This is a genomic window from Bradyrhizobium sp. AZCC 2289, from assembly GCF_036924615.1.
Lineage (GTDB): Bacteria > Pseudomonadota > Alphaproteobacteria > Rhizobiales > Xanthobacteraceae > Bradyrhizobium.
On record NZ_JAZHRY010000001.1, the window covers coordinates 1,509,839 to 1,522,441 of the forward strand.

Below are 12,603 nucleotides of genomic sequence, written 5' to 3' on the forward strand. Positions count from 1 at the left end.
TTCCGCACCCGCGCTTGCGCAAGGGACAAAGCAAGGTACCACGAACCGCTCACAACATGTCACGACCGGCTCGCGCACGCCCGTAGCCACTCAACCCAGCAACAATCCGTTCCAAAATCCGATCGGCCAGGGTGTTCCTCCGGCTGTCTCCTCGAACCCCAACCTGAACAGTAACAGGACGAACGCCCCTCGGTGAGCGGGCGATCATTTCGTTCTTTTGAATTGCCGGCGGCGATCGGACGGCGCCGGCTTGCTCTACCGGTCCGGACCGCTCGGTGCCGCGGCATCCGAGCGCTACTGGTGAAGCATGAAATTGTGGAACTCCGCGAAGTGGACATCTGCCGGCGTCGCGGTGTGAGTTAGTTCCAGATGATAGCTGCCAGCATCGAACGCTGATCGGAGGCTATCCGCCATCGACATCCATTTGGCCCCTGCGTCATTGATGGTTTCGATGGCGAGGCTATCCGGGCCTCCAGAGGCGTCGGTATGGCCAAAGACAAAGCCATCACCTCCCAAACGCGCGAGCGCAACGGGTTGCGCGGCCGGTGCCGGTTGCTGCGCCGCGACGGGCGCAAAATCGAATCTCTCCTTGGGCGGATCAATCACCAGCGTGCCGCCGCTTCCATCGTTGGACAGATTAAACGTCGAGTGGGTGTAGTCTCCGAGAAGCGAAAGGTGTGCCGCATGATTTTGGGCATCGACCACGGTCAACACGCCGCCGGATGTGTTGCCGGAAAAGGACATCGACGTTCCCGATCCGTAGGCGATATCCTTCAGATCGATCTGGTTGGAGTTGGATGTCGTACCGTCGCCGGTTAGACCGATGAGCGTCCCAGTGAATTGCGACGCGTGGTCGAGCACCAGGTTGCCGGTCGAGGCCTTGAAGGTGATCGACCCGGAAGCGGCATTGGACAATTCGAGGGTGGCGCCGGGGTCGATCGTGGCCGCTTGCGTCATGTTGCTCAAGTTCAATACGACCTTTCCGGAGATTTCGAGAACGGTCGATGGAGTATTGATTACGCCATCGCCGTTGAGATCCTGATGGAAGGTGGTCTCAATCGATTCGAGCGACGTGCTGGTCCCGGATACGTTGGACAGCAGGTTCGATATGAAGTTGCCGTTGCTATCAGCGCTCCACACCGTGTACAGGCCGGTAGACGTATTCTTCCAGGCTACGTCGTAGCCGCCGGACGTCGCCTCCGCGCCAATCGGGACCCAGCCGCTAAACTGTCCCGCCACATAGGTCACGCCACCATATTTCAGCGTAAGCTCATCGGCTCCGAGGAGGTAGTTGTTGCCAGCTTGAGACAGACTGGTCCAGCCGGATGTCTCAATCGTCGTTGTGAGAAGACCGATTATGCCGTCCCGATTGAGATCCTGATGGAAAAAGGTCTCCATTGATTCAAGAGACGTATTCGTTCCAGGTACGTTGCTGAGCAGGTTGGAGACGAAGTTGCCGGTGCTATCGGTATCCCACACCGTGTACAGGCCGGTGGACGTATTCTTCCAGGCAACCTCATAGCCGTTCGACGTGGCTTCGGCACCAATCGGCACCCATGCGCCGAGTTGCCCCGCCACGAAGTCCGTGCCGCCGTATTTCAATGTGACCCCAGTCCCGCCGGCAACCGGATTTAGGAAGTAGTTGCTGCCGATCTGAACCAGACTGGTCGAGCCGGATGCCTCGATCGTCGTTTGGGGAATACCGATTACGCCGTCTCGATTGAGATCCTGATGGAAGACGGTCTCAATCGATTCAAGAGATGTACTCGTTCCGGATACGTTGCTGAGCAGGTTGGAGACGAAGTTGCCGCTGCTATCGGTGTTCCAAACCGTGTACAGGCCGGTGGACGTATTCTTCCAGGCCACCTCGTAGCCGCCGGAAGTCACCTCCGCGCCAAGCGGCGCCCATGCGCCGAATTGCCCCGCCACAAAGGCCGTGCCCGCGTATTTCAGCAGGACGGCGACGCTCGCATTGGACAGATAGAAGTTGCTGCCAACCTCGGTGAGCGTCGTTGTGCCAGCCCCCTCGATCACCGTGCCGACCACCGCAGCCAGGACACTTGACAACTGGCTTGTATTACCGGCCGCGTCCATTGCGGTTGCAGCTAAATGATGCGGACCTGCGGCAAGCGAGCCTACATTGATACTCCAGGCTCCGCTGGACGCCGCCGTGCCCGTGCCCAGCAAAGTGGCCCCTTCATACAGTTTGACAGCGCTTCCCGCCTCTGCCGTTCCAGAGATGACCATGGTGTTCGCGGAGAGGACCGTATCGGAGACAAGGTTGGGCGCATTGGGCGCAACCGTATCCACGGTTACGTTCAATGCGGACGAGGCGACGCTGGCATTTTTAGCGGCGTCCACGGCTTTGCTGGTGAAGGCATGGCTGCCGTCAGCCAGTGTTCCCGTCGCCAAGGACCAGGCGCCATTGGCATCGGCAATGGTCGTTCCGATTTGCGCAGCGCCGTCAAACACGAGCACAGTGCTGCCCGCCTCTGCCGCGCCGGTCAGCGTCACTTGATTGGCGCTGGTGATGCCGTCGCCGATGACATTACTGTCAGGCGAGAACGACGCCACGGTCGGCGCACCAGGGGCTACCGTGTCGATGCCGACGTTCAGCCCGGCCGAGACCGCGCTTTGATGGCCACCACCATCGGACGCCAGCGCCGCAAACGTGTGGCTGCCGTCAATCAGCGTGGCGGTGGCGAAGCTCCAGGCTCCATTGTTGTCCGCGATCGCTGTTCCGATCTGGGATGACCCGTCGAATACAGTCACGGTGACGCCTGCCTGCGCCTGGCCGGTCAGGGTCAGATGGTTGACGTTGGTGAGGCCGGCCCCGGTCAGACTGGTTCCGGCAGCGAACGAGATCGTCGGCACCGTCAGTGCCGTCATGCTCATCGACGCGTTCGTTGCAGTGACGAACGAGTAATCCGAAGAGGACAGCTGTGTCACGCCGGCAAGATGCAGGGTATCCGTTCCCCCCGCATAGTGAACGGTCCACACATCGTTCACGCTGGTCAGATAGGCTGAGGCGTCGTAACCCTTCAGTATCAGCTTGTCGTGCTCGGAAGTCGCGCTCGTAAGAACGTGGAAATCCGCAATCGTAACGTTGCCGCTTCCTGGCGCGTAAATGAACGTGTCGTTGCCCGCGCCGCCGAAGATCCAGTCATTTCCGCCGCCGCCATTGAGAATATCAGCGCCGCTCGAGCCGACAATCCGGTTCGCCAAACGGTTGCCGACACCGGTCAACCCACCCATCATCAGGGTCAGGTTTTCGACGTTGGCCGGAAGCGTATAGGAGGCCCAGGCCTCGACGCTGTCGATGCCGCCACCCGGATTCTCGACTATTTTCTGATTTGAATTGCCGATGACGTAGGTATCGTCGCCCGTCCATCCGACGAGCGTGTCATCGCTGTTTACCGCCGTGATTTTATCGTTCGCCGCCGTGCCGTAGACGGTGTGGCTGCTCGTGCTTCCGCTGATCCAGGATGTGATCGTGCCGCCGACCGGAAGGGTTGCGGGGAGCTGGAAATCATCGCTGGTAAAGGCCGAGACCGTCGTGTTGCGGAACACCAGGGTGTCCTGGCTCGTCAGCGCCAGGTATACGTCGTTGCCGACCTGGCTCATGGCTGCCTGGATGTCGCCGAACGAGGTAAAGGCAAAGCCGTTCAGCTGGACGATGTCGTGCCCCGCACCTGATCCCGGAGAAAAGTCGGTGATGATGTCCGAGCCGTCACCGGAGTTGATCACAAAGGTGTCCGCGCCGCCGCCGCCGGTCAGGATGTCGTTGCCGAGACCACCGGTGATGATGTTTGCCGCGGAGTTGCCAATGATGATGTTGGCTTCGGAATTGCCGGTGGCGTTAGTGGCTGCGCTGCCCGTGAGGGTTAAATTCTCGACGTAGTCAGGGAGCTTGTAGCTCACTGAAGCGATCACCGTATCGACGCCGCCGCCGTAGCTCTCGACAACCTTCGCGTTCGAGTCGGTAACGATATAGGTGTCGTCGCCGGCTCCGCCGCTCATCGTATCGGCACCACCTGCTCCGCCGAGCAGGTCGTTGCCGCTAGTTCCGGTCAGGGTATCGGCGTTCGCAGTCCCGGCGATTGTGTTGGTCGCGGCTCCGCTGGTGAGCAGCGTGTAGTGCGCAAGGGTGTACTGCGGCAATTGGTACGCCGTGATCGAATCGATGGTCATCGTCGCCGTCGCCGCCGGGTCGGCAGTGCCCGCCCAACTCCCGCCCATGGCGAGGTTGGCGATCATGTACATCGCGGTGTTCATGTCGGACGGAGTGGCGACCTGCCCTATCTCGGCGCCGTCCACGAAATAGGTCAAGGCGTAGGGCGTCCATTCGACCGCGAATGTGTGCTCGCCAGCCGTGAGGTTAGCGGTGTTGGCCCAATATCCCTGATTGGGAGTCGTCGAGGAAAGGAAACCAAAATGCGCCTGGTCAGGATGCTGCCCCAACCCTTCAAGCACATCGAGTTCCGTGTTCAGCCCGTGCGGGTTGATCGGCAGCATCCAGAAAGCTGGCCACGCCCCGGTGGTGCCGGGCAGCGTGGCCGTCATCTGAAAATAGCCGTAGGTCTGGACGAAGCTGTTCTGCGTCGAGATCATGCCCGACGAGAACTGATGATTGCCCACATAGGGGGCATCGCTCGCGGGAATCGGCTGCGCCGTGATGATCAGCTGGCCATTCTGTACCGAGAACGGATTCAGTCCGAGCGGCTGTGAGGCCTGTGTTCCGGGCAGCCCGGAAAAGCTGGGATCAACGTAGACCTCTTGCTCGTTGCCTAGCGAGTAACTGGCTGCTCCGCTCCAGGCATAGCTGGTGCGCCAGGTCAAACTCGGATCCTGGCCCGCGGAGAGTGCGTTGAAATCGTGGTTGAAGGTCTGGATCAGCCCCGCAGGAGGAGTGACAATGTTGACGTTTGCCGAGGTAAAATTCTGAATACTGGTATTTTCGAGGGTGATGGTTTCTCCGCTTGCAATCGTGAGAACGACATCGGTGCCGACCTGTTTCATCGCGGCGGTGACATCGGCCAGTGTCTTGAAGCCGGCGTTGTTGAGCTGCAGGATGTCGCCGCCGACTCCGGTTTGGAAATCGGTGATGATGTCGTTTCCATTGCCCGCGGCAACGACGAAGGTATCGATGCCGCCGCCGCCGGTGAGCACGTCGTTGCCACGGCCGCCATCGATCATGTTATTGCCAGCGTTGCCGACGATGATGTTATCGAGATCGTTGCCGGTCGCAGGAGCGTTATAACTGCTACCTGCCAGTATTAGGTTTTCAACATTGGGCGCATTGAACAGGCTGTATCCGTCGACCATCCCGTCGTAGATGGTATCGATGCCCTGGCCCGCCAGTTCGACGACCTTGGTGTTGTGATTGTACATGAAATAGGTGTCATCGCCCGCACCGCCGATCAAGGTGACCCCGTCACCCAACGCCTGCAGCGAGTCGTTCGTGGCGCCAGTCGTGAGCGTGCCGCCGGCCGGAACGGTGACCGCTGCGGTATTGGGCGAGCCGCTTGCCGGAAGCGGATTATCAAGGACAACGTTCGCGGCGGTCAGATATGAGAGGTTGATGTTCTGAAGCGTGACGGTTTCACTGCTGGAAAGCGTCACGACAGTATCGGAACCCACCTGTTGGGTGGCGGCAAGAAAGCTCGCAAACGTCGCAAAGCCATAATTTTGTACCCGCAGTACATCGCCGCCGGCTCCGGCCTGAAAGTCGCTGATGGTGTCGGAACCGTAGCCCTTGGAGACGACGAAGACGTCGCTGCCACCTCCTCCTGTTAGAAGATCGTTGCCGGTTCCGCCAAACAGAATGTCAGTTCCAGAAGTTCCCGTGATTACGCTGGCATAAATCGGTGCAGTCGCCATGATGAATTCCGCGCTCCTTCGCGCGGCGACCATCCGCGATGACTTTCAAAAGTCAGTTAATGAATTTCCGACAACATTACGCAGGAGGTAAGCCCGACTGGTTGGCTCTGCGCCTCTTCTCAAACGAAAGCGGCAATGCACGATCGGAATCATGCAGCGCCGCAGGCACAATCACGCAAAACACGAACGACTCGTTGATGCTCGAAATCGAAAAGCCCGCAAGACTACGGATGAGCACATAAAACTACGGAAGCGGCGCCACGGAACTCCTGAAGTCGCGAAATCTTGCGGCGCCATCTAGAAACGACAGTTCCCCGCTCGGAACCTTGCATGAAGCGCGCGTCGTGATCGGGTTCCAATGCGATCACACTCGAGGCCAAGTCAGGCGCTTGAGCAGATCGCTGTCTGTGGGGCAATTGGCCGCGCGCGTTGTCAACGCTAGCCACCGTACGTGCCGTGGGATCGCGTGATCACGCTATCTGAGGACGTCCCGGAAACTCTCAAGGCCCTGGAAAAGCTATTTGTGGAATCCTTGAGCAACTCGGTTGGCGGTCCTTCGAGCCTTACCCTTCCCGCCTCGATATAGATGACGTGATCTGAATCGATCACGGTTTCAAGACGATGGGTGATAAGCAGGACGGTTCGATCCGCCAATCGTTGATTGATGGCTTGTCTAACGGCGCGCTCCAGATTCCGATCAAGCGCGCTCATCGCCTCGTCGAGGATCAGGAACTGCGGATTTCGCAAGATGGCGCGTGCCAGACCCAGACGCTGACGTTGCCCACCGGAAAAGCGCAATCCCTGCTGTCCTACCCAAGTATCGTATTTGTCGGGCAAGCCCTCGACGAGGTTTGAAATGCCGGCGACACGGAGCGCTTCGATGACTTCTTCCTGCGTCGCATTGGGCTTTGCCATGCGAATATTATCGATCACTGTTCCTTCGATCAGATCGACATCCTGGCCGGCGATCGCGAGCAAACCCAGCCAATCTGATCGCCTGATGTCCTCCATCGGGCGACCATCAATGCGGATCACGCCTGCGGCAGGATGATAGAGCCGAAGCAGCAAGTTGACGATTGTCGTTTTGCCTGCGCCGCTCGCGCCAACCAGCGCAGTCGTCTTGCCTGCGGGAATAGCAAAGGAGACCTCATCAAGAACGGGCTCCGAGGTTGACTCATAACAAAAGCTCACGCGCTCGAACGATATCCCATCACTCAGCGCCGTGACGGGACAGTGCCCGGGCTTCGGATAGTCCTTGTTCTCCGCCGACAGCATAAGCCGGACCGAGCGCAACTGAGGCTCCAATTGCGCCATGTACAGCAAGCTGCTCTCCAGCTCGCGAACATGCGGTTGCAAACGATAAAGCAGCGCTACGGCGGTGAGGGTGGTGGCAAAGCTGGTGCCCCAAAAACCCATAGCGGCGATAATCAGGCACAATATCAGGAGATACCCCACTTCGGTCAGCGGACCGATCAAGGCAGACAGGCGCGTAAGGCCAAGCGCGATGCGACGAGCCTCTGCCGAAGCATGTTCAAAGCGGCCTTGATGCGCCTCCTCCTGGCCATAGGCACGGATCGTGCGCATACCTTCGATGGTCATCAGCATGTGCTCGCCCAACGACTGATGGACGTTCTTGACCCTGCTGCCGAGCAGCCGCATCGGGCTCGACAGCTGGCGAAGCCCGGCTGAAATGAGTATCGAAGCGATGACCGCTATAACAGTAATCCGCCAGGACAGCGCAAAGAGGAACGCGGTAAAGAGCAGGATGGAACACGCGCTGATGATGATGCGGGTGACGCTGCTATAGGCCCCCGAAATCAACCATGACTCCGTTCCCAATACTTCCATAAGCTGCGCCTGTTCGTGACGCTGAATGAAGGAATAGGAAGCCGTGAGATACTGCAGGTGGATACGGTTGCGCGCAACCTCGCTGATCTGCTCGCCGATCCGCGCACTCAGAAGCGCATAGGAAAATGCAAGCGCTCCCCGTGCCACAATGAGGAGAAAGATCACCCCGGCGGTTTCCGCAGAGTTATGGAACCAGCCGGCAGTATGCCGCAAGGCATCGCCGAGCAGGCCGCTGGTGGTGGTCGCCAGTTCTACCTGGCCCATTGCAAAATAGAAGAAGAGAAGGACGAGTGTAATTCCCACAGTCTCGGCCAGTGAAGAGAGCAAGCCTAGCACGATGAGCAATGGCGTCGCCCAGCGGGGCAACGGCGTAATCCTGAGCAGCCGCAGCAGATCAGCGAAGGCGGCGCGTCGAGCAGCTCCCGGCGTTAGCATAGGCATGCGATCATTGTTGCCCAATTACGCGCTTCGGCTCGCCGATGCTGAAACACGCACTTGGCTCCCGAAATCCGCGGCGCCACCGCCTCAGCCGTGCTTCGAGCCGCCAGCGTATTACCACCAGAATATCGAGTGGCAGCTTGAACGCCAGGATTTTCATCGCCAACAACGGATCCCGACGCAGCACGAGCTCCAAGCAGGTTCTGAAATGGCCAAACTTGCGGCCAGTCAGCGCCTTTCGCATCAGCCAGACGCTGTAGTTCTGAAATCCATGCTTTAACCTGCGTGTCCGGTCGGGATGGCGAGCGGCCATCTCGTCTGCGACCAGCATCCACGACCGAAGCATGCGCGGCATGTTGCTCGACATATTGTTCGGCAGATAGCGGTAACCAATGAGATATTCGGGCACAACGGCAAAGTCATATGTTTCCGCCACGCGGCAATAGAAGAGCAGGTCTTCGCATCCCTGAGCGCCTGCCGCGCGCAGTTGGCTATTGAAGCCCCTGGCAACAAGCAACGCTTCCCGGCGGACCATCACGCTGCTGCCATTACCGACGAAATTCCCCGCCAAGAGCTCGTCCAGGACGTCGCCGGTGTGAAAACATGGGGCTGCCTTGGCAAGCGCGCGGCTCGCTGCGTCAATGACCGTAAACCAGCTGTAGACGAGGCCTGTCCTTTCCCCTCCCGCGATCAGGGTCTGAAGCTGGCGTTCAATGTTGGTGGATCCCCAAAGGTCATCCGCGTCGATGAACGCGATGAAATTTGCACTGGCGCTTTGCCACCCGCGATTTCGGGCTGCTGCCACTCCCGCATTGTCTTGCCCGATGATCTTGATACGAGAATCCTGCGCGGCATGTTGCTGGACGATAGCAACGGTGTTGTCGCTCGAGCCGTCATCGACAACGATAATCTCGAGTTGCTCATGCGACTGCGATCTGACGCTCCGGAGCGTTTCATCGATTGTTGACGACGCGTTGTGTGCAGGAATAACCACGCTCACCAGGCACATATCCGTCATAGATACGCCTCCATGCAGCTAACGAACTCATCAAGTCTGCAATCGCCTCGCACCTCTATTCTGGGCAGGTTCAGCGGATCACCTCCCAGGCTTGCGGCCTCGCCGACCGCACCGAACCCGGTTTTGTATCCGCACTCCGCGGCGAGAATCCTAAGCCGCTGATCGGTGCAGCCGAACGGCGCCGCAAACGACGTTACCGATCGCCCAACCCATTTCTCCAGCTGTTCGTGCGACCGCATCAACTCTTCGGCGAGATTCCGGGTCGCAAGTTCGTCACTGCGGGGGCGGCTCGCCAAATGACTTCCAAAGGATACGCCCTCGGAGGCGAGCGCGGCAATTTTGCCCGCATCCATCAGCGGGGCAGGATCTCCAGGCGATGCATCCCATTCCGCGCTCTTGCCCACGAGATCCGTGGCGATGAACACCTCTGCCGAAAAATCACTCGCCAGCAAAACCGGCCACGCATACCTGGCAAACTCGTCGTAGCCGTCGTCAAAAGTGATCAGCACGGGACGGCCGACGAACGGATGATTGTTTGCGATAAACCAAGCGAGTTGTTCCGAATCGATTGTGTGATACTCATGGCGGCGCAGCCACGCCATCTGTTCGCCAAACGCATCCGGAGACAGGTGGTAGCGAGAGAGACCGCTTGGTCCATCAATGGCGATTCGGCGATACATCAAGACAGGAACGAGCAACCGCATTTCGGATCCGGCAGGGCTGCTTGCGGTTCGTGCGATGTCATGCGCCTTTCCAGCTCTTCGACCAAGGCCACTGTTGGATGCGGTTGAGCCTGGAACGGCCAGCGACGTGGCCTGACGGGACATCCTGGTCTGCAACAAGCGTAGCCGGTTGCAATGAGTACGATCGTTTCGCAAGAAGCTCCGAATGCGTGATCTCGGGTTGAGCCCCTTGGTCGCTTCTCGAACCGGCTTTGCAACCTTCTCTTCGATAGGCAAATGGTGGAGATGTTCGTCGATCAGCTTCAGCCAGAAATCACGGTCGACCTGGCCAAGAATACCGATGTCCAGTAAGGCCAGGATATTCGGACCATCACAGAGATACACATATAGCCGATCGATGTTATCGTCGGGCCCGAGCGTAGGAAGACAATTCAGGTCAACACGCAAGCCCAACGTTAGCGAGAGAGCACGCGGAGCTGAAAGATCGTCATAGTCGAGTACCATCCGTTCAAATCGATATTGAACCTTTCGGGCGGCCATCGGGGCATTCCATGCCTGTCCGATTGCCGCGATTACATCAGTTGCCCCCTTCCCGTAATCATGCCAGCGCTCCGCCAGCCTGTTGGGGGTTGTTCGGGCACCCACCGTGATCGAGTCCAGTAGAGTATTGGCAATCAGATCGGCCGCGGCCTCCGTTTGCGGTATGCCAGCGAGAGCTTCCTGCGAGATATCACCGATTTGCCCTCGACCGCATTCAAGGCCGGCACACCATAATGCGAAATAGGCGTACGCCATCGATGCGCTGCCATACGTCGCCGACGCGCCGGCTCGGTGTATCGATAACGGTTCGTCGAGCCGCTCATCGCGGGAAAATCCCCGCGTAATCACGATATGCGCGTCGGCAAGCATCTGCCGAACATCTCGGCTCAGGGAGTGGTCGCTTACCCGATAAAAACTCAATTTCTCATTGACATGAACCCAGTCTCCACCGGCGCGCGCAATCCGCTGCCATAAATCCCATTCTTCGCATGTGCCCAGGTTGATATCGAAGCCGCCTACTCCAATCACGGCGCTTCTTTTTACGAGCACGCTATGGATCGCTGCGGCGCAGCTGCGCGCGAAGGCCTCGAACGGACTTGTCTTGATCCGTGGATCGCTGCCGCCAGGCGTTTCTGCGGCATCCGGCATTACGCGACAATAATTGCAATAGGCAGCCACCGCCGAATGATTGGCATTCAGGGCCGCATTCATCTTGGCAAGAAACTGCGGATCGATCCAATCGTCACTATCCAGGAACAATATCCGCTCACCGACGGCCCGGGAAATGCCGACATTGCGGGCCGTCGAAACTCCCTTTGCGGGGGATTGGAGAGCAACAAAGCGAGAGTCCCGCGCTGCATAATCGACAATGATTGCGGACGTTGCATCGACTGAACCATCGTCGATCACGAGAGCTTCCCATCCGGGATCGGTTTGCGCGAGCAGGCTCTCAAGCGTTTGCGCAAGGGTTTGTTGCGCATCGCGAGCCGGGATCACGACGGACGTCAGCGGATCGGACATCATCTCCGATTCCTCCAGCCCTTCCCGTGATGGTAATAGAAGAGCAACCCGGCAAGATAGCCGGCAACCTCCTGTTTTAGGAAGCGGCCGCCGATACGGTCGCGCCGGAGCAGCTTGCGGAGAAGCCGATAGCAATACCACTGCGGGAAGAACAAAAAGGCGCGCGACCGGTTTGCCGCGATTCCTGTTCTCTCGTACTGCACCAGCAGAGCCGCCGTGTGGCCTCGCATGTAATGATAGATCTGGCTGGCGAGTCCTTCCATCGTCCTTCTATGGAAATGGAACGCAACCGACGCCGGGGCGTAACGACAGGCATACCCGTTCGCCAGCAGTCGATACCAATATTCCGAATCTCCCGAGCAGCCCGCCTGCCCTACATCGAGCCTTTCGTCGAACAGTCCGACGCTTTGAAACACCTCGCGGCGAAAGGCCATGCTTGCGCCGGCGCCAATGTCCCAGGCAGGGAAGACGCCTCCGCGATGCGATTTGAAGCGAGCACTGTCGAAATCCCGCTCGCCGTAGCCCTGGCCAAAACCCCAATAAGTCTCGAAGTGCCGCTGCGCCTCGGTCGCGAGTTCCGCTGGAAGGACGAGTCCCGTTACGGCACCTATCTGTGGTTCATCGAATGCCGATACGAGCTGCTCCAGCCAGCGGGGATGGAGCAAAACGTCATCATCGGTATAGGCGACAATGTCGCTGGTGGCCCGGAGCGCGCCGGCGTTGCGTGCGATGTCAAGTCCGGGTCTATCCTCGCGAATGTAGGTGACCCCTGCGGCCATCGCGACATTTCGCGTACGCTGATCATGGGAAGCGTTGTCGACAACGATGATCTCCCGCGCCGTATAGCTCTGCCGAGACAGCGAGGAAAGGCACATGCCGAGCTCATCCGGCCGGTTGCGCGTACAGATTACCACGCTCGCCGAAAGCCCCGTTTTGGCAGGCGCTTGCATCCGGGAATCAACCGCCGAGAGAAACTCGGCATCGATGTGCTCTACCTTGGAATCCGTCACCCAACCGTCATGCATGAGCACGTGACCGATGGGCCGTTCGCGGCGCCAAAACACAGTCATACCCTCCGGCAACTGCGCTTCCGCGATATCCGCAAGCGAGGACACGGAAACGTGCGCGACGCCTTTCCCCAGTGACATGCCTTGGATCGATCTGACCTCGGTCATA

5 protein-coding genes are annotated in these 12,603 nt (G+C 58.9%); all 5 read right to left on the minus strand.

Going from position 1 to position 12,603, the window contains the following annotated elements:
- Nucleotides 1–294: 294 nt before the first annotated feature.
- Nucleotides 295–5,880 carry an Ig-like domain-containing protein gene (locus tag V1289_RS07515; RefSeq protein ID WP_334396334.1) on the minus strand — a complete coding sequence of 1,862 codons (5,586 nt, stop codon included), beginning with the start codon at nucleotides 5,878–5,880 and terminating at the stop codon, nucleotides 295–297.
- Between the two features lie 438 nt (nucleotides 5,881–6,318).
- Complete coding sequence (locus V1289_RS07520) at nucleotides 6,319–8,187, minus strand: ABC transporter ATP-binding protein (RefSeq protein WP_334396336.1); 1,869 nt, start codon at nucleotides 8,185–8,187, stop codon at nucleotides 6,319–6,321.
- Complete coding sequence (locus V1289_RS07525; protein ID WP_334396337.1) at nucleotides 8,174–9,184, minus strand: glycosyltransferase family 2 protein; 1,011 nt, start codon at nucleotides 9,182–9,184, stop codon at nucleotides 8,174–8,176. The genes V1289_RS07520 and V1289_RS07525 overlap by 14 nt, the downstream gene beginning before the upstream one ends.
- Entirely contained in the window at nucleotides 9,181–11,430 is a 2,250-nt protein-coding gene (locus V1289_RS07530) for a glycosyltransferase (protein ID WP_334396339.1), read from the minus strand. The genes V1289_RS07525 and V1289_RS07530 overlap by 4 nt, the downstream gene beginning before the upstream one ends.
- Entirely contained in the window at nucleotides 11,427–12,602 is a 1,176-nt protein-coding gene (locus V1289_RS07535) for a glycosyltransferase family 2 protein (RefSeq protein ID WP_334396340.1), read from the minus strand. Before V1289_RS07535 ends, V1289_RS07530 begins: the two co-directional genes overlap by 4 nt.
- Nucleotide 12,603: the final 1 nt, after the last annotated feature.

Bases quoted from the DNA above. Each gene is read 5' to 3' on its own strand.
- V1289_RS07515 (WP_334396334.1), bottom strand. From the start codon at position 5,880: ATGGCGACTGCACCGATTTATGCCAGCGTAATCACGGGAACTTCTGGA.
- V1289_RS07535 (WP_334396340.1), bottom strand. From the start codon at position 12,602: ATGACCGAGGTCAGATCGATCCAAGGCATGTCACTGGGGAAAGGCGTC.
- V1289_RS07525 (WP_334396337.1), bottom strand. From the start codon at position 9,184: ATGACGGATATGTGCCTGGTGAGCGTGGTTATTCCTGCACACAACGCG.
- V1289_RS07530 (WP_334396339.1), bottom strand. From the start codon at position 11,430: ATGATGTCCGATCCGCTGACGTCCGTCGTGATCCCGGCTCGCGATGCG.